At 74.7% G+C, this 17929-nt stretch carries 19 protein-coding genes; 1 reads left to right on the forward strand and 18 read right to left on the reverse strand.

The annotated features are described in order from the left end of the window. Window positions 1–62: 62 nt before the first annotated feature. From PU704_RS07310 to dacB, 18 genes are all read right to left on the reverse strand, one after another. The gene (locus tag PU704_RS07310) at window positions 63–407 is read right to left on the reverse strand and encodes a histone-like nucleoid-structuring protein Lsr2 (protein ID WP_047805238.1); all 345 of its coding nucleotides are present in this window, start codon (window positions 405–407) and stop codon (window positions 63–65) included. Window positions 408–708: 301 nt separating this feature from the next. Continuing rightward, window positions 709–924, reverse strand: a complete 216-nt coding sequence (locus tag PU704_RS07315; protein WP_047805237.1) for a hypothetical protein — start codon at window positions 922–924, stop codon at window positions 709–711. Between the two features lie 53 nt (window positions 925–977). Continuing rightward, window positions 978–2504, reverse strand: coding sequence for a lysine--tRNA ligase (lysS, locus tag PU704_RS07320; RefSeq protein ID WP_075872733.1), 1527 nt, complete (start codon window positions 2502–2504; stop codon window positions 978–980). Between the two features lie 56 nt (window positions 2505–2560). After that, window positions 2561–3418 carry a pantoate--beta-alanine ligase gene (panC, locus tag PU704_RS07325; protein ID WP_277550850.1) on the reverse strand — a complete coding sequence of 286 codons (858 nt, stop codon included), beginning with the start codon at window positions 3416–3418 and terminating at the stop codon, window positions 2561–2563. After that, window positions 3415–4335: a Rossmann-like and DUF2520 domain-containing protein gene (locus PU704_RS07330; RefSeq protein WP_277550851.1), complete on the reverse strand. Its 921-nt coding sequence runs from the start codon at window positions 4333–4335 to the stop codon at window positions 3415–3417. Before PU704_RS07330 ends, panC begins: the two co-directional genes overlap by 4 nt. Beyond that, window positions 4332–5879: a PH domain-containing protein gene (locus PU704_RS07335; protein WP_277550852.1), complete on the reverse strand. Its 1548-nt coding sequence runs from the start codon at window positions 5877–5879 to the stop codon at window positions 4332–4334. The genes PU704_RS07330 and PU704_RS07335 overlap by 4 nt, the downstream gene beginning before the upstream one ends. Continuing rightward, complete coding sequence (locus PU704_RS07340; RefSeq protein WP_277550953.1) at window positions 5876–6388, reverse strand: PH domain-containing protein; 513 nt, start codon at window positions 6386–6388, stop codon at window positions 5876–5878. The genes PU704_RS07335 and PU704_RS07340 overlap by 4 nt, the downstream gene beginning before the upstream one ends. A gap of 10 nt (window positions 6389–6398) precedes the next feature. Next, window positions 6399–6968 carry a DUF3180 domain-containing protein gene (locus PU704_RS07345; protein WP_277550853.1) on the reverse strand — a complete coding sequence of 190 codons (570 nt, stop codon included), beginning with the start codon at window positions 6966–6968 and terminating at the stop codon, window positions 6399–6401. 12 nt (window positions 6969–6980) lie between these two features. Then, window positions 6981–7508 carry a 2-amino-4-hydroxy-6-hydroxymethyldihydropteridine diphosphokinase gene (gene folK / locus PU704_RS07350; RefSeq protein ID WP_047804732.1) on the reverse strand — a complete coding sequence of 176 codons (528 nt, stop codon included), beginning with the start codon at window positions 7506–7508 and terminating at the stop codon, window positions 6981–6983. Between the two features lies 1 nt (window position 7509). Beyond that, window positions 7510–7971, reverse strand: coding sequence for a dihydroneopterin aldolase (gene folB / locus PU704_RS07355; protein ID WP_082157528.1), 462 nt, complete (start codon window positions 7969–7971; stop codon window positions 7510–7512). Further along, on the reverse strand, window positions 7968–8900 hold the full coding sequence (gene folP / locus PU704_RS07360) for a dihydropteroate synthase (RefSeq protein ID WP_047804731.1): 933 nt from the start codon (window positions 8898–8900) through the stop codon (window positions 7968–7970). The genes folB and folP overlap by 4 nt, the downstream gene beginning before the upstream one ends. A gap of 4 nt (window positions 8901–8904) precedes the next feature. Continuing rightward, window positions 8905–9642, reverse strand: a complete 738-nt coding sequence (gene folE, locus PU704_RS07365) for a GTP cyclohydrolase I FolE (RefSeq protein WP_277550854.1) — start codon at window positions 9640–9642, stop codon at window positions 8905–8907. A gap of 12 nt (window positions 9643–9654) precedes the next feature. Continuing rightward, window positions 9655–11763 (reverse strand): ATP-dependent zinc metalloprotease FtsH, encoded by a 2109-nt coding sequence (ftsH, locus tag PU704_RS07370; protein WP_277550855.1) that lies wholly within the window; start codon window positions 11761–11763, stop codon window positions 9655–9657. Between the two features lie 204 nt (window positions 11764–11967). After that, on the reverse strand, window positions 11968–12519 hold the full coding sequence (hpt, locus tag PU704_RS07375; RefSeq protein ID WP_047804729.1) for a hypoxanthine phosphoribosyltransferase: 552 nt from the start codon (window positions 12517–12519) through the stop codon (window positions 11968–11970). Further along, window positions 12509–13639 carry a tRNA lysidine(34) synthetase TilS gene (gene tilS, locus PU704_RS07380; RefSeq protein WP_277550856.1) on the reverse strand — a complete coding sequence of 377 codons (1131 nt, stop codon included), beginning with the start codon at window positions 13637–13639 and terminating at the stop codon, window positions 12509–12511. Before tilS ends, hpt begins: the two co-directional genes overlap by 11 nt. Beyond that, on the reverse strand, window positions 13636–14115 hold the full coding sequence (locus tag PU704_RS07385) for a hypothetical protein (RefSeq protein WP_047804727.1): 480 nt from the start codon (window positions 14113–14115) through the stop codon (window positions 13636–13638). Before PU704_RS07385 ends, tilS begins: the two co-directional genes overlap by 4 nt. Before the next feature lie 162 nt (window positions 14116–14277). Beyond that, window positions 14278–15435: a zinc-dependent metalloprotease gene (locus tag PU704_RS07390; RefSeq protein ID WP_047804726.1), complete on the reverse strand. Its 1158-nt coding sequence runs from the start codon at window positions 15433–15435 to the stop codon at window positions 14278–14280. 46 nt (window positions 15436–15481) lie between these two features. Then, window positions 15482–16921: a D-alanyl-D-alanine carboxypeptidase/D-alanyl-D-alanine endopeptidase gene (dacB, locus tag PU704_RS07395; protein WP_277550857.1), complete on the reverse strand. Its 1440-nt coding sequence runs from the start codon at window positions 16919–16921 to the stop codon at window positions 15482–15484. Between the two features lie 211 nt (window positions 16922–17132). On the opposite strand from dacB, the gene PU704_RS07400 reads away from it, so the two are divergent. Then, complete coding sequence (locus PU704_RS07400) at window positions 17133–17660, forward strand: inorganic diphosphatase (RefSeq protein ID WP_047804724.1); 528 nt, start codon at window positions 17133–17135, stop codon at window positions 17658–17660. The last annotated feature ends 269 nt before the right edge of the window (window positions 17661–17929 follow it).

Genomic DNA, 17929 nt, shown 5'->3' on the forward strand with positions numbered 1-17929 from the left:
GCCCCTCCTGCTGGTGTCCGCACCGGCGCCGGGTGGTTTCCCGGGCACCGGTGCGGAGCCGCTCACTGGTGGGCGTCGTAGTACGCCTTCTGCACGTCCTGGTGGATGCGGCCGCGGTCGGAGACCGGGAGGTCGTTCTCCCGGGCCCACTGCCGGATCGCGGCGGTGTCCGGGTTGGACCTGCCGGTGGGGCGGGCGCCGCCGGAGCGTGCCTGCTTCGGGGACTGCTTGCTCTGGGCCCGCCGGGCCTTGGCGATGAAGGGCCGCACGGCGTCGCGCAGCTTCGCGGCGTTCTCCTCGGAGAGATCGATCTCGTACTGGGTCCCGTCCAGCCCGAAGCGGACGGTCTCCTCGGCCGGTCCGCCGTCGAGGTCGTCCTCGAGAATGATCTTCACGGTCTGTGCCATGGCTGAAACTCTCCTCCGCCTTTCGGCGTTCGTCCTGCTGAGGTCGTGCCGGTCCGGCACGACCTGAACTGTTGCTGATTCCCCCGTGCCGGAACGGTAGGCCCGGATCATGAATTCCGGCCGGCACCGGGAACTCGTGTTCCCGGTGCCGACTTTATCCTACAATTTCGCGGCACAATTCGTCAGCACGAAAAAGGGGATAAGTTCCGGTGGGATTCCCGGGGAAACTCGGCGAAGAAACCCGGCACCGATCCGAATTCATCGGAAAGGCCCCCGGGCGCCGCGGACGGAGAGCGGCGGGTCAGCGCGGCGTGCCGCGCCCGCGGCGCCGCCGGTGGCCGAAGGGCACATCGGCGCCGTCGCGCTCCCGGATCTGCTCGTACCAGCGCTGCGCGTCCTCCTGGGAGCGGGACTCGGCGGCGCGCTCGCTCCGGTCGCCGCGGAGGATCGACCGCAGGACCAGCCAGAAGATGATGCCGACGCTGATGGAGGGCAGCAGGACCACGAGGTATTCCATGGGGCGATTCTCCCGGGACGGTCTGGACGGAGGCTGAGGGCCCGCGGACGGGCTCAGTCCTGCTCCGGCTTCATGAGGGGGAACAGGATGGTCTCCCGGATCCCGAGGTCGGTGAACAGCATGATCAGCCGGTCCAGGCCCAGGCCCAGCCCGCCCATGGGCGGGGCGCCGTGCTCGAGGGCGCGCAGGAAGTCCTCGTCCAGGCGCATGGCCTCGGCGTCACCGGCGGCGGCGCGGCGGGACTGCTCGGTGAGCCGCTCCCGCTGCACCACCGGGTCGATCAGCTCGGAGAAGGCGGTGCCGCGCTCCATGCCGCCGATGATGAGGTCCCAGGCCTCGATCAGCCCGTGCTCGGAGCGGTGCTGACGGGCCAGCGGCTGCGCCGTGGGCGGGTAGTCGCACACGAAGGTCGGCTGGAGCAGCGTGGGCTCCACGATCTCCCCGAACAGCTCGAGGACGTGCTTCTCCGCGTCCCAGGCCGGGTCCACGGCGACCTCGTGCTCCTCGGCGACCCGGCGGAGCTCCTCCACGGGCGTCCGCGGGGTGATCGTCCGGCCCACGGCCTCGGACAGCGCGGGGTACACCGAGAGCCAGCGCCACGGTCCGCGCAGGTCGATCGTGCCCCGCTCGGTCTCGATCGTGTCCACGCCCAGGGCGTCGGCGCACGCGAGGATGATCTCCTGGATCCGCTCGGCCATCGTGAACTGGTCGGCGTAGGCCTCGTAGGCCTCCAGGGTGGTGAACTCCGGGCTGTGCGAGGAGTCGACGCCCTCGTTGCGGAAGACCCGGCCGATCTCGAAGACCCGCTCGATCCCGCCCACCACGGCGCGCTTGAGGTAGAGCTCCGTGGCGATGCGCAGGGTCATGTCCTGGTCGAAGGCGTTCAGATGGGTCTCGAACGGCCGGGCGCTCGCCCCGCCGTGCACCAGCTGCAGGATGGGCGTCTCGATCTCCACGTAGCCGCGCTCGACCAGGACGTTGCGCACCGTCTGGATGATCCGCGCCCGCTTCACCACGACGTCGCGGGCCTCGGGCCGGACGATGAGGTCGAGGTAGCGCCGGCGCACCCGGGTCTCGTCGTTGAGCTCGTTGTGCAGCGTGGGCAGGGGCCGCAGGGCCTTCGAGGCCATGGACCAGGCGTCGGCCATGACGGACAGCTCGCCGCGGCGGGAGGCCACGACCTCGCCGTGGACGGCCACGAAGTCGCCGAGGTCCACGAGCTGCTTCCACTCGGCCAGGGACTCCTCGCCCACCTTCGCGAGGGAGAGCATGACCTGCAGGCGGGTGCCGTCGCCCTCCTGGAGGGTCGCGAAGCACAGCTTGCCGGTGTTGCGCACGAACACCACGCGCCCGGCCACGCCCACGAACTGCCCGGTCTCCTCGCCGGGCTCCAGGTGGCCGTGGGCCTGCCGGACCTGGGCCAGGGTGTGCGTGCGCTCCACGCCCACGGGGTAGGCCTCCCGGCCGGACTCGAGCAGCCGGGCGCGCTTGGCGAGCCGGAACTGCATCTGCTCGGAGAGCTCGGCCTGCTCGGCGGCCTGGTCCTGGACGGTCGGGGTGGTGTTCTGCGCGTTGGTCACAGTGGTCCAGGATATCGCGGGGGTCAAATCCCTCCCCGGGGTCCGCGCAGCGGACCTCAGAGGGCCAGGTTGTCGATCAGCCGTGTGGCGCCCACGTGCGCCGCGACGAGGGCGAGGGCCCCGGGAGCGGGCGCCACGGGCGCCAGCGTGCGGGGGTCGACGACGACGAGGTAGTCGAGCCGGACCTGGTCCTCGGCGTCGATCCGGGCGCGGGCGGCGTCGAGGTCCAGCTCCCCGGCCGCGAGCGCCCGCATGGTGGCCGGGAGCACGAGCGCCGCGTGCCGCTGGCCGGCGTCGAGGTAGCGGTTGCGCGAGGACAGGGCCAGGCCGTCGGCGTCGCGCACGATGGGCACGGGGCGGACGGTGACCGGCAGGTCGAAGTCGGCGACCATCCGGCGCATCAGCAGCAGCTGCTGGGCGTCCTTCTCCCCGAAGTAGGCCCGGAAGGGAGCCGGTCCGGGCGGGGCGGTGATGTTGAGCAGCTTGTTGACCACCGTGAGCGCGCCGTCGAAGTGCCCCGGCCGGCTGGCGCCGTCGAGCACGGCACCCAGCGGCCCCGCGGTCACCCGCACCAGCGGCTCGCCGTCGGGGTACATCTGCTCCACGGCGGGGGCGAACACGAGGTCGGCCCCGCACCGGGCGAGCAGCTCGAGGTCGGCCTCGAGGGTGCGCGGATAGCGCTCGAGGTCCTCGTCCGGGCCGAACTGGAGCGGGTTGACGAAGATCGAGACCGCGACCACGGCGTTCTCCTCCCGCGCGAGGCGCACCAGGTGGGCGTGCCCCTCGTGCAGCGCCCCCATGGTGGGCACCAGCCCCAGCGACGCCTCGCCGGGCACCGCGGCGAGGCGCTCGGCGAGGGCGGCGCGGAACTCCCCGATGCCCCGGCAGACGCGGGGGGTGGTGGAGGTGGTCACGGGGTGTCCCTTCCGTCGGTGAGGTCGAGGGCCGCCAGCACGGCGTCGTAGCGGGAGCGGTCGAGCAGACCGCGGTCCAGGGCGCGGCGGGCGGTGACGCGGGCGAGGTCCAGGTAGGCCAGCAGGACGTCGTCGCCCTGGTGCCCGTGGGCGTACTCGTCCAGGGCCCCGCGGTGGGCGGCCACGGTGCCCGCGTCCCCGCGGGCGACGGGGCCGGTCAGCGCCGACTCCCCCGAGGCCAGGGCGTTGTCGAGGGTCGCGCGCAGCAGGGGGCCGAGCATCCGGTCCGGGTGCTCCACGCCGATGTCGCGCAGCACCTGCATCGACTGCCCGGCGACGGTCATCAGGTGGTTGGCGCCGTGGGCGAGGGCGGCGTGGTAGAGCGGGCGGTCGGCCTCGGCGACGACCACCGGCTCGGCCCCCATTTCCACCACGAGCGCCTGGGCGATGGGCAGCACCGGCGCCGGGGCAGTGATCCCGAACGAACAGTCGCTCAGCCGGGCGAGGTCCAGGCTCAGTCCCGTGAAGGTCATCGCCGGGTGGACGGCCAGCGGGATGGCCCCCAGCCGGCGGGCGGGGTCGAGGACACCGGTGCCCCAGCGTCCGGCGGTGTGCACCACGAGCTGCCCGGCCTGCCACAGCTGCGCGTCGGCGAGGCCCTGCACGAGACCGGGCAGCTCGTCGTCGGGCACGGCGAGCAGCACGAGCTCGGCCCGGTCCAGGACGGCGGGCACGTCCAGGACGGGTACGTCCGGGAGGAGGGCCTCGGCCCGGTCCCGGCTGGCCTCCGAGACCGCGTTGACCCCGACCACAGCGTGCCCGGCCGCGCGCAGCGCCGCGCCGAGGACGGCGCCCACCCTGCCGGCACTGACGATCCCCACCCCGAGGCGTCCGGGGCGGTCCGAGGGACGGGTCATGCTCTCTCCTGCAGGGGGGTTCGGGGGTGGCGCGGGGCGTCGGCCAGTCTACGGGCCCCGGCGGCGTGCGCGGCCTGGGCGGCCGCCAGGGCCCGGGCGTCCCCGGTGTCGAGGTGCGCCACGGCCACGGTCACCGGCCCGGGGGTCGAGTGCAGCTGGACGTCCGCGAGTCCCAGGGCACGTTCGAGCGGGCCCTGGGACACGGCCACGGACTGGGTCTTCTCGTGCGGCAGGACGTCGGTGCGGCGGCTCAGCCGGCCCGACCGGACGGCGAGCACGTCCTCCGTCGCCGCGAAGCCGGTGCGGCGGTGCGCCAGGGGGTCGAGCCACCGCGCCCGGCGCGGGGAGGTGGTGTAGCGGCCCTGCGCGCCGAGGCCGTGCAGTCCTTCCCCGAGCAGGGCCGTGAGGTCCCCGTCCCGGGCGCCGGGCAGGGCCAGGTGCAGGACCGTGCGCACCTCCGGCAGGGTGCCGACGGGCAGCAGGGTGGAGCGCATGGCGTCGCTCTCCCCCGCGGCGGGACCGTAGCCGGCCACGTTGACCCGGATCCGGTACCAGCCGAAGGGCCGCCACAGCAGCGGCTGGTCCACCCCCACCGCCTGGATCCGCCCGGTGGGCACCGTCTGGGAGCGGACGCTGAACAGTCCGTAGCGCACGCGCATGCCCTCGGGGATGCGCAGCAGCCGGAAGCGGTAGCCCTGCTCGAAGCGGCGGTAGGCCACCGCCCCGAAGCTGATCAGCCCGGGCAGCCAGGCCGCGAGCACCGCCGGCCCGGCCACGGGGTCGAGCACGAGCGCCACCGGGGCGGCGACGAGCAGGGCGGCCAGGACCACGGCGGAGCCGGAGGCGAGCACGGAGCCGAGCAGCCGGGGCACGGGCACCGCGAGCACCGGGCGCTCCTCGTCGCCGGTGGCCGCCCACGGCGCGGGACGCCGCGCGCGCCCCCCCGGCAGGCCGCCGGGACCGGCCGCGGGGTCCGCGCCGGCGGGGCCTCCCGGGGCGGCGGCCAGTCCGAGCCGGCCCAGCAGCTCGCCGCGCAGCGCGCGGGCCCGGTCGTGCGTGAGGTAGGACAGGGACACCGCGGACTGCCCGGCGTCGGCCACCTCGAACTTCAGCTCGGCCAGGCCCAGCAGGCGGGGCAGGAAGGGCCGGTGGATGTCGATGGCCTGCACCCGGTCCAGGCGGGCCTGGCGCTCCTGGCGGAAGAGCACCCCGGAGCGCACCCGCACGTGCTCGGGCGTCACCTGGTAGCGGGTGAACCACCAGGCGACGAGCACGACGGCGCCCGCCACCAGGAGCACGAGCAGCACGATCCCGGCCAGGACCCACCAGAACACGGTGTCCACCCGGCCGGGGTCGAAGTCCGGGGCCGGGGAGTCCCGGCCGCCGAAGTAGGCGCTCACGAGGTCGTCGAGCACGATGTTGACGAAGCCGCCCGCGAGCACGAGGATCGCCAGCCACCCCTTGACCACCGGGGTCAGCGGATGGACCCGGTGCCACGGATCGGCCGGGGCGGGCGCCGGGACGGGATCAGGGGCGGCGCTCACAGGCCCGCCAGGAGGGCCTCGCCGCGCGCGGTGAGCCGCTCGCGCAGCCGCGACGCCTCGGCGTGCTCGACCCCCGGGATCTCCGCGTGGCTGCCGACGGCGGCGGTGTGCAGCTTCACGGTGGCCAGCCCGAAGCTGCGCTGCAGCGGCGAGACCGACACGTCCACGTACTGCATCCGGCCGTAGGGGATGACGGTGACCCGCTGGTAGAGCAGCCCGCGGCGCACGAGCAGGTCCTCCCCGCGCTCGGCGTAGCCGATCGCCCGCACCCGCCGGGGGGCCAGGAGCACGGAGAGCAGTCCGATCACCAGGACCACCGCCGGCGGCAGCAGCAGCCAGCCCAGCGGGGCCCCGGACCAGAAGCCCGTGCCGGCCAGCACCGCGGGCCACCCGACCACCGCGAGCCAGAACACGGTGCCCGCCAGCCCGGACAGCACGGTCACCGTGACGTGCCGGGGGGAGACCCGGGTCCACACGAGCCCGTCGGGGTCGATCGCCCGGTTGCTCAGCGGGACCGGGTCACCGGGCGTCCCGTCCGCGGGGCCGCGCACGGCGCCGTTCGGGGATCTCTCGGGCATAACCACCTTCTCCCTCGGGGAGCTCCTTCTGCCGTCCCCTACCGTACTCGGCGTCGCCCTCGGCCTCGGGATCGTCCGGCGGGAGCTTGCAGAAGCCCTCCACGACCCAGCCGACGACGGCGAGGACCAGTCCCGCCGCGGCGTGGGCCAGGCACGCCCACAGCGGCCCCTGCTCGGACCGCACCGAGAGCAGGGCGAGCTGGTCGACGGCGATGGCGGCGTGCCAGCCGGTGAGCACGGCCCCCGCCCAGGCCGCCGCCTGCGCGCCGGCGGCGGTGCGGGCCGCCACCAGGGGGTCGAAGCGCTCCGGGTGCGCGCCCTCCTGGTAGTGCTTGACCCGCACGCCCAGCCCGAGCAGGGCCACGGCGGCGGCCGCGACGGCCGCGAGCGAGACCCACGGCAGGATCAGCAGCGGCCCGCCCGCCCCCGTGGAGAGCCGGTTGGCGGTCCAGCCGAGGGCTCCGGCGGCGGCGGCGCACAGCAGCAGGGCGGGGACGGTGAGCACGTGCACGGCGCGGCCTCCTCAGTCCCGGTCCTCGCCGCCGGGCCCGGCGGGCAGCAGCGGCACGGTGTCCGGGCCCAGGCCGCCGAGGTCCTCGGCCTCGCGGGCCAGATCGGCCACCCGGCGTCCCTCGAGGGTCGCGGCGGGGTCCATCAGCGCCCAGGGCACCAGCACGAACGCCCGCGTGGCGGCGCGCAGGTGCGGGACGGTCAGCTCCGGCTCGTCGAGGCGCAGCTCGCCGTAGACGACGATGTCGATGTCCAGGGTCCGCGGTCCCCACCGCTGCGTCCGGGTGCGGTGGTGGAGCTGCTCGATCTCCTGGCAGGCCCGGAGCAGGGCGAAGGGGCTCAGGTCCGTGTCCACCTCGACCACCGCGTTGAGGTAGTCGCCCTGGTCCGGCGGGCCGCCGACCGGCTTGGAGCGCACCACGGGCGAGCTCCGGACCAGGGTGATCCGGGGGTGGGCGGCGAGCTCGAGGGCGGCCCGGCGCAGGGTGTCCTCCCGGTCGCCGAGGTTGGCGCCGAGGGCGAGGACCGCCAGGGTGGCCACGTCAGCGCTCCCGGTAGATCGTCACGGACACGTCGGAGAAGGTCACCTCGATGGGGGCCTTCGGCTTGTGCACCGTGACCTCCACCGCCTCGAGGGGGAAGCGCTCGAGCAGGCGGCGGGCGATGCGGTCGGCGAGGGTCTCGAGCAGGTTCACGCTCGGGCCGATCACCATGTCCCGCACCTCCTCGGCGACCTCGCCGTAGTGGGCGGTCAGCGCGACGTCGTCCTCGGCCCCGGCCCGGGAGAGGTCCAGGTACATCACCAGGTCCACGAAGAACGGCTGCCCGCTGCGCTTCTCCTGGTCCAGGACCCCGTGGTAGCCCACGGCGCCGATGCCCAGCAGGTTGATCCGGTCCCGGCGGTCGGGCACGCGCGGCGGGGCCGCCGGCACGTGCTGGCGGCCGGCCCGGTCCCCGGCGCGCAGGCGCCCGCCCTCGGCCTCCTCGCGGGGCAGGCGGCTCATCGGGCCCCTCCCCCGGTCGCGGCCGCCCGGGCGGCGCCGGGGCGCAGGACCGCCGGTTCGGTGCCGAGCCACGCGTGTGCGACGGCCACGGCGTCAGCGCTCGCGCGCACGTCGTGCACCCGCACGGCCCACGCGCCCGCGTGGGCCGAGAGGGCGCTGACCGCCGCGCTGGCGGTGTCGCGCCCGGCCGCGGGCCGGGCCTCGCCGTCCGTCTCGAGCAGGGCGCCGAGGAAGCGCTTGCGGGAGGCGCCCACCAGGACCCGGTGGCCCGTGGCGGTGAAGCGCGGCAGCGCGCGCAGCAGCGCCCAGTTCTGCGCCCCGCGCTTGGCGAAGCCCAGTCCGGGGTCCAGCACGATCCGCTCGGGGGCCACGCCGGCGGCGACCAGCCGGTCCCGCAGGGTCTCCAGCTCGGCCAGGACCTCGTCGACGACGTCGTCGTAGTCGGCCAGCCCGTCCATGGTCGCCGGGGTGCCCCGGGCGTGCGTGAGCACGTAGGGCGCCTGCCGCTCGGCGACGACCTCGACCATCGCCGGGGTCACGGACAGGCCCGAGACGTCGTTGACGAGGTGCGCCCCGGCGTCGAGCACCGCCGCGGCCGTGGCGGCGTGGAGGGTGTCGACGCTGAGCACCGCCCCCGCCGCGGCGAGGGCCTCCACCACGGGCAGGATCCGGCGCTGCTCCTCGGCGGGGGTGATCCGCTCCGAGCCCGGGCGGGTGGACTCCCCTCCGACGTCGAGGACGTCGGCGCCCTCGGCGAGCAGCCGCATCCCGTGGGCGATCGCCGCCTCGTGACCGGCGTGCTCCCCGCCGTCGCTGAAGGAGTCGGGGGTGACGTTGAGGACGCCCATGACCAGGGTCCGGCCACTGGGCAGGTCCTCGAAGGAGCCCCAGCCGAGGGCCCCGTGCGCGGTGCGGGTGGTCGTGGTCACCGGCTCAGCGCCCCAGGATGAGGCTCATGGCCTCGGCTCGGGTGGCGGGCTCGCGCAGCTGGCCGCGCACGGCCGAGGTGACGGTCTTCGCCCCGGGCTTGCGCACCCCGCGCATCGACATGCACAGGTGCTCGCACTCGACCACCACGATCACGCCGGCGGGCTTCAGGTGCTCCACGATCGCCTCGACGATCTGGGTGGTGAGCCGCTCCTGCACCTGCGGGCGGCGGGCGAAGAGGTCCACCAGCCGGGCCAGCTTGCTCAGCCCGGTGACCATGCCGTCGTGGCCGGGGATGTAGCCCACGTGCGCGTGGCCGTGGAAGGGCACGAGGTGGTGCTCGCACGTGGAGTAGAACGGGATGTCCTTGACCAGCACCATCTCCGAGTGGCCGATGTCGAAGGTCGTCCCGAGGATCTCGGCGGGGTCCTGGTGCAGGCCCGCGAACATCTCCGCGTACGCCCGGGCGACCCGTCCGGGGGTGCCCTGCAGGCCGTCCCGGTCGGGGTCCTCGCCGATCGCGAGCAGCAGCTCCCGGACGGCCGCGGCCACGCGGGGCTGGTCGACCGCCCCGGCCCCGGCCTCGAGCGCGGGGGCGGGATCGGGATAGGGCGGCTCGAAGGCCTCCGCGGCCAGGTCGTGCGTGTGCGTGTGGGCCTCGTGGGGCAACGCGCCCTCCTTCGGGATCTGCCGGGTCTGCCGGACGCGACGGGGATCGGCGGACGCGACCGGCTGTCGCTCCATCCTAGGCCCGGCTCAGTCGGTGCCGGCGCCCGGGGCGGTGCCGGCGCTGCTCGAGGACCCGGCGCCCTCCCCCGGCGGCACGGAGTGGCCGCGCTCGGGGACCTCCAGGGGGTGCTCCGGCTTCGCGGCGGCCGCCTGGTCCTGGGGGGCCAGCGTCGCGGGGTCCTGGGCGTGGATCCGCCGGGCCTCCTCGCGCTCGGCCTGGGTGACCACCGGCGGGTCCTCCGAGAGCGGGCGGGTGTCCTTGGACAGCCACACCGGGCGCAGGTCCCGCTTGCGGATGTCGTGGAAGATCTCCGCGACCTGCGCCTCGTTCAGCGTCTCCTTCTCGAGCAGCTCCAGGGCGAGGCGGTCCAGGACGGGACGGTTGTCCATCAGGATCTGGTGGGCCTCGTCGTGGGCCTGGTCGAGCAGCGCCCGCACCTCCTCGTCCACGAGGGCGGCGGTGTGCTCGGAGTACTCCCGGCCCCCGCCGGCGGCGTCGCGGCCCAGGAACGGCTCGGAGCTGTCCCCGCCCAGCTTGATGGAGCCCACGCGGGCGCTCATCCCGTACTGGGTGACCATCTTGCGCGCGGTGTCGGTGGCCTTCTGGATGTCGTTGGAGGCGCCGGTGGAGGGATCCCGGAAGACGATCTCCTCGGCGGCCCGCCCGCCCATGGCGTAGGCCATCTGGTCGAGCAGCTCGTTGCGGGTGGTCGAGTACTTGTCGTCCAGGGGCATGACCATGGTGTAGCCCAGCGCGCGGCCCCGGGGCAGGATCGTGATCTTGGTGACCGGGTCCGTGTTGCGCAGGGCCGCGGCCACGAGCGCGTGCCCGCCCTCGTGGTAGGCGGTGACCTTGCGCTCGAGCTCCTTCATGATCCGGCTGCGCTTCTGCGGTCCGGCGATGACGCGGTCGATCGCCTCGTCCACGGCGCGGTCGTCGATGAGCTGGGCGTGGGACCGGGCGGTGAGCAGCGCCGCCTCGTTCATCACGTTGGCGAGCTCGGCGCCCGTGAAGCCCGGGGTGCGCTTGGCCACGCCGGGGAGGTCCACGTTGTCCGCCAGCGGCTTGCCCTGGGCGTGCACCCGCAGGATCTGCAGGCGGCCCTTCATGTCGGGGGCCTCCACGCCGATCTGCCGGTCGAAGCGGCCCGGGCGCAGCAGCGCCGGGTCGAGGACGTCCGGGCGGTTGGTGGCGGCGATGAGGATGACGTTGGTGGTGGCGTCGAAGCCGTCCATCTCGACCAGGAGCTGGTTGAGGGTCTGCTCCCGCTCGTCGTTGCCGCCGCCCATGCCGGCTCCGCGCTGGCGGCCCACGGCGTCGATCTCGTCCACGAAGATGATCGCGGGGGCGTTCTCCTTCGCCTGCTGGAACAGGTCGCGGACGCGGGAGGCGCCCACGCCCACGAACATCTCGACGAAGTCGGAGCCGGAAATGGAGAAGAAGGGCACCCCGGCCTCCCCGGCCACGGCCCGGGCGAGCAGGGTCTTGCCGGTGCCGGGCGGGCCGTAGAGCAGCACGCCCTTGGGGACCTTCGCGCCGAGGGCGGTGAAGCGGTCGCGCTCCACCAGGAACTGCTTGATCTCGTCGAGCTCCTGGACGGCCTCGTCGGCCCCGGCGACGTCGGCGAAGGTCACCGTGGGGTTGTCCTTGTCGAACATCTTGGCCCGGGAGCGGCCGAAGCGCATCACCTGCGAGCCGCCGCCCTGCATCCGGGAGAAGACGAACCAGAAGATGGCCAGGATGATCAGGAACGGCAGGAGGAAGCCGAGCAGGCTGGTGAACCAGTTGGACTCGACCGGCTGGTCCGTGAAGCCCTCGAGGTCGGCCGCGTTCATCGCGTCGACGACCTCCTCGCCGCGCGGGGTGACGTAGTAGAACTCGACGTTGCGCCCGAGGTCACGGCCGTCGAGGCTGAGGTCCTCCTCGAGCTGGAGCTCGACCTTCTGCTGGCCGTCGTAGATCTTGGCCTCGGAGGCCTGCCCGTCGCGCAGCAGCTGCAGCCCGACATTGGTGTCCACACGGTTGCCGGCGCCGGTCGTGAGGGAGCCCACGACGGGGAAGAGGACCAGAACGGCCAGAAGGACCCAGAACCAGGGTCCTCTGAAGAAGTTGTTGGGTTTTTTCGCCGTGGCCAAGCCGCTGATCCTCCCGTGGATGGTTGTCCGGGCCCCTCGAGCCGGGGCCCGCCCGAGGGCCGGGGGTCCAGGGGACGCAGCCTTCAATGTACAGCCCGCGCGGCGGGTCTCCCCCGGAACGGGCCGGGAGTTCCCTGTCAGCGGACAGCCGGCTCGGACGCGGGCGGGCGGGAGTGCCCGGCGCACGCGCGCCGGGCACTCGGCTCACGCGTAGACGTGCGGGGCGAGCGTGGCGATGCAGTCGAGGTTGCGGTACTTCTCGTCGTAGTCCAGCCCGTAGCCGACCACGAACTCGTTGGGGATGTCCCAGCCGACGTACTTGACGTCGATGGAGGTCTTCGCGGCCTCCGGCTTGCGCAGCAGCGCGCAGACCTCCACGGAGGCGGCGCGGCGGGACTCCAGGTTCGCGCGCAGCCAGGACAGGGTCAGCCCCGAGTCGATGATGTCCTCGACGATCAGGACGTCGCGCCCCGAGAGGTCGGTGTCGAGGTCCTTGAGGATGCGCACCACCCCGGAGGACTTGGTGCCCGAGCCGTAGGAGGACACCGCCATCCAGTCCATGGGGTACTGGCCCTGGAGCGCCCGGCACAGATCGGCCATGACCATGACCGCGCCCTTGAGCACGCCCACGAGCAGCACGTCCCGCCCCTGGTAGTCGGCGTCGACGGCCGCCGCCAGTTCGGCGATCTTCGCCTCGATCTCTTCCTTGCTGAACAGGACCTCGGTGAGGTCCCCCTGGACGTCCTCAGCCTTCACGGCGCTCCTCGTGTGATGCGTCAATCGGATGCGGGCCGGCGGCGCCCGCCCCGGCCGCGGTGCGCGGGCGGACGAGCTCCAGGTGTCCCGGACCACGGGTGCCTGCCGGCGGGCGGCGGCGCCACACGGACACCTTACCCGCCATCTGCACGGGCCCCGCGGCCCCGTGCTCCTCGGCGAAGGCGTCGAGCGCGCCGAGGCGCTCGTGGGCGGGGGTCTCCCCGCCGGCGGCGACCACGGCCGCGGACAGGGCGCGGCGCCGCAGCGCGGGGTGGGCCGCCCGCAGGGTCGCCAGGTCCAGGGCCAGCGCACCCGGCGGCTCGGGGGCGGCGGCCCGGGCCCGCTCGAGCAGCTCCCGGGCGGCGCCGTCGAGGTAGTCGGCGTCCGGGCCCAGGATCGCCGCGGAGCGGGCCAGGGCGCGGGCGAGGCCGGGCCCGAGCTCCTCCTCCAGCAGCGGGAGCACCCGGTGGCGGACCCGGGCGCGCATCAGGGACGTGTCCCGGTTCGTGGGGTCGTGCCAGGGCTCGAGCTGCTCCGCCGCGCAGATCTGCCGGGCCTGCTCGCGGGAGAGGTCGAGGAAGGGCCGGAGGTAGGTCACGCCGTCGAGCTCGCGCGCCGGGGGCATCCCGGCGAGGGAGCGGGTGCCGGAGCCGCGGGCGAGGCCCAGCAGCACCGACTCGGCCTGGTCGTCGAGGGTGTGCCCGAGCAGCACGGCGTCCGCGCCCGTGCGCGCCACGACCTCCGCGATCCCCGCGTAGCGGGCGGTGCGGGCGGCCATCTCCGGTCCGCCGCCGCCCGGGTGCACGGTCACGGCGGTGACGACGACGGGGGCCAGCCCCAGGTCCTCGAGGGTGCGCGCGGTGCGCTCGGCCACCGCGGCGGAGCCCTCCTGGAGGCGGTGGTCCACCACCACCCCGCCCACGCGCAGCGTGCCGCGGCGGGCGAAGTGGGCCGCCACGGCGGCCAGGGCGAGGGAGTCCGGCCCTCCGCTGCAGGCGACCAGCACGAGCGGGGGTCCCGGCCGGGTCGGGGGGGTGTGCTCCCGGACGGCGGCGAGCACACGGCGGCGCCCCGCGGCGACGTCCGGGGACAGCCGGCCGCGGCGGGCGAACTGGGTCACCGGCGGGCGTCCTCGCGGGCGCTCGCGGCCTGCTGGTTCTGGGCCTCTCGCACGGCCAGGCGCACGACCTTGGCCAGGGTCGGTGCGGTGTCGCCCAGCAGGTCGAGGGCGGCCTCCAGCTCCCGCTGCGGGACCACGTGGGCCAGGGCGGCCACGGCGTTGGTCTCGCTGTGGATGCCGGCCTGGATCTGCGTGGTCGACAGCACCGGCTGCGAGGCCTCCACCGCGGAGAGCGTCTCCTCGATGTCCGGGGTGCCGATGCGCTGCTCCAGCATCACGAGGCGCTCGTAGACCGCGGGGTTGCCGATCTTGATCCGGCGGCCGCTGTTGAGCTGTGACAGCATGGGGGCGGACAGGCCCAGGACCTCGGCCAGGCGCCGTTGCGTGATGCCGTAGGCCTGCACCACGGTGCCGAAGCGCTCCGACAGGGGCTGGCCGTACAGCTTGACCTGCTGTTCGATATTCTCTGTGCTCACGTAAAAATACTGTCACACAAAGGTGATCCTCACCTACCGCGTGTCGGCCTGTGACCGCTGCCGCCGCGCCGGTCCGCGCACCCCGAAAACTCGATGAAACTGCATGTCAGCGCGGGGTCGGCGACGTCTAGCACATTTTCCGGCGCCGTGGGCGCGGTGGGCTCAGCGCCGCGGTGCGGCGGCGCCCAGGACGCGCTCGATCCAGCGCTCCGGGGCGTGGATCTCGGCCTCCGTGGGCAGGTGCTCCGGGGCCTCCCAGATCCGGTTGAACTCCTCGAGACCCACGGCCCGCACCACGGCGGAGACGAAGCGCTGGCCGTCGCTGTACTGGCGCATCTTCGCGTCCATGCCGAGCAGGCGCCGGACGAAGCGGTCCAGGCTGCCCTGCAGCTCCGAGCGGCGCTCGAAGCGCCGCCGGATCGTCTTGACGGTGGGCACCACCGAGGCGTCCACCCCGTCCATCACGAAGTTGGCATGCCCCTCGAGCAGGCTCATCACGGCGGTGAGGTGGGAGAGCACCTCCCGCTCCCGCCGGCCCATCAGCAGGCCCACCACGCCCAGGGAGGGCTGGGGCTCCCCGCGGCCGGCGGCCCGTCCCGGCAGGGACCGGACGGCCTCCGTGAGCCGGGCGCCCAGCGTCTCGGCCTGGCCCATGAGCGAGTCGGCGAGCTCGTCGATCTGCTCCATCATGTGCGCGCGCAGCCACGGCGCCGCGGCGAACTGGACCCGGTGGGTCTGCTCGTGCAGGCAGACCCACAGCCGGAAGTCCTCGGGCTCCACGTTGAGCTCCCGCTCCACGGTCAGGATGTTGGGGGCCACGAGCATCAGCCGCCCGCCGGGATGGCGCTGAGCGGCGAGGGCGGAGACCAGTCCCGCGTAGGGGTCGTACTGGCCGAGGACCTTCGACGAGAGGAAGCCCAGCACCGCGGCCATCTCCATGGCCGTGGCCGTTCCGCCGAGGGCGGTGGCGGCGGCGCCGAACTGCTCCGGGCGGCGGCGGCGCAGCGCCTCCACCGCCGGCTCCATGAGCAGCTGGAAGGTCTGGGCGTTCGCGCGGGCCCACCCGGCGCGGTCCACCACCAGGACCGTGGAGTCCCTCAGGTCCCGGGCGGCCTCCAGTCCGGTGATGCGGTGCACGTGGTCCACGGACGCCTCGGCGTGGCGGCGCATCGACGCGACCGCGGCCTGCTTGGCTCCGGCGGACAGCTTCGGCCCCGGCGGGGTGATCCGTGCGGCGGCGGCGGCGGCGAGGTCCCAGCGGACGATCCCCGGCGCCGCCGAGGGCGCCGCGGACTCCGGGGTGCGGTGTGCTGTGGTCATGGCCTCATGCAACCACACGCGCCTGGGAGCTCCCGCCGCGCGCGCGTCACAGTCGGGCGAGGGCCGCCACGGCGCGGTCGGCGGCGTCGCGCGCGGCGGCCGGGTCGGCGACCTCGTTGAGCACCACCGAGAACGTCAGCAGCCGCCCGTCCCGCGTGCTGACGTGGCCGCTGAGCGAGACCACCGTGTTCAGCGTCCCGGTCTTGGCCCGGGCCAGTCCCCGGGCGGCGGTCTCGGCCTCGTCGTCGAACCGGTCGGCGAGGGTCCCGGATCCGCCGGCCACCGGCAGCGCGCGGGCCCCCGGGGCCAGCGCGCCGGTGCCGTCCACGGCCATGGCCCGCACCACGCGCTCGAGGGCGCGGGCGGGGATGCGGTTGTCCAGCGACATCCCGGAGGCGTCGGAGAGCACGAGGCCCGCCGGGTCGATCCCCCGGGCCGCGAGCGCCTCGGCCGCGGCCTCGCGTCCGCCGGTGATGCTGCCCGGGTGGCCGGCGGCCCGGGCCGCGATCCGGGACAGGACCTCGGCGAGGTGGTTGTCGGAGTCCTGGATCATCAGCTCGGCCTGCTCGGCCAGGGTGGCGGACTCCACCGCGGCCAGCTCGGCCGCTCCCCGGGGCGCCGGTCCGGGGGCGAGCCGGAACGGCGGGGCGGCGACCCCTTCGGCGGCGAGCGCCGCCCGCAGCTCGGCGGCGAAGACCGCGGCGACGTCCGCCGCGGCGTCTCCGGGGCGCGCGGGCGAGGCCACGTCCCCGGCCGGCACGCGGTGGGACCAGAACGCCATGGGGGCCACGGGCCCGATCTGCCCGGCGGCGACGTCCCCGGCGGCCCAGGCCTCGTTGAGGGCCGGGCCCGGGAAGAGCCCGGCGTCCCACCGCACGGTGCGGGGCGCGCCCGCCCCCCGGGCGACGAGCGCGCGGGCCGTTTCCTGTGCCAGGGTCCGCATGCCGGCGCGGCCCTGCACCGCGTCCGGGTCGGAGCGGCCGGGCCGCAGCAGGGTGTCGCCCCCGGCGACGAGCACGACCGTGTCCGGCTCCTCCCCCGCGACGACGGCGGTGCGCAGGCGCTCGCCCGGATCGGCGTGGGTCAGCAGCGACAGGAGGGTGACCAGCTTCTGGTTGGAGGCCGGCACCAGGGCGGTGTCCGGGTCCTGCTCGTGCAGCGGGGCACCGGTGAGGGCGTCGGCCACCAGGACGGAGCGCCGCCCGGCGGAGGCGCCGTCGAGGGCGGGGCCCACCGCCGCCGCCACCTCGGCGGCGGAGGGCAGCGGTGCGCCCGGGTCCGGGAGCACGGCGCCGTGCGGGGTGGGCGCGGCCGGGGGCAGGGCCCGTGCCGCCGGCGGCACGGGTCCTGCGGGGTGCGGTGCGGGGGCCGGCGCGGGCAGCCAGCCCGGGTGGGACCAGCCGGCCAGGCCGGCACCGAGCGCGAGGAGCAGGGTGGCCAGGACCCGGCGCCGGCGGCCGGGCGCGGGGCGCCGGGGGGTGTGCATGGTGCCCATTGTGGCCCCCGCGGCGGGGCCGCCCCGGGGCGTCCCGCGCCACGGCGGTTACCGCCGCCCGCGGGGCCGCGGTTATCGTGGGGTCGGATCTGCCCCCACCCTGCCTGGGTGGTGCGGCCGCGCCCGGCCGCTGTCAGCCCTGTCCGGCCGCCCCGGACGACCCGGGGCCCCGCCGGCCTTCGCACGCACGAGGAGAAACACCATGGAGTTGGACGTCACCATCGAGATCCCCCGGGGATCGCGCGTCAAGTACGAGATCGACCACGAGACCGGCCGCCTGCGCCTGGACCGCGTGCTGTTCACCTCGATGCAGTACCCGGCCCACTACGGGTACTTCGAGGACACCCTGGGCGAGGACGGCGACCCCCTGGACGCCCTCGTGCTGCTGGACTTCGAGATCGTCCCCGGTGTGCTCGTGGAGTCCCGTCCGATCGCCGTGTTCAACATGAACGACGAGGCCGGCGGGGACGCGAAGATTTTGTGCGTGTCCACCGACAAGCGCTACGACCACATCCAGGGCCTGGACGACATCGACGAGTTCAAGCTCAAGGAGATCCAGCACTTCTTCGAGCGCTACAAGGACCTCGAGCCGAACAAGTGGGTCAAGGGCGAGGGCTGGGAGGGCCGGGAGACGGCCGAGCGCCTCGTCACGGAGGCCCTCGAGCGCTTCGAGCAGTCCCACTACGAGTCCGCCGCCGAGGCGGAGGAGAAGGCCGCGTCCACCGACTGAGCGCACGGCGCACCGGCGGGAGCCGGGGACCACACCGGTCCCCGGCCCCCGCCGTGTCCCGACCCCTGTGGTAACTCCATGAATTTCGTTATATTGGGATCGGCCGGCTCAGCCGGCCCGACGGTCCGGGATGCATCCCCCCATGGCATCCGGGCCGCCGGCCGGGATCGAGGTCGCCGGTGAGCACCCGAGAGGTGCCCGGTGGCGGCGGGGTCCCCCCACCCGCGCCGCGATCCACCGATCTCTCCCGGCCCATCCCGGCGGACCGG

It is taken from the genome of Kocuria oceani, assembly GCF_029524215.1.
GTDB lineage: Bacteria > Actinomycetota > Actinomycetes > Actinomycetales > Micrococcaceae > Kocuria > Kocuria oceani.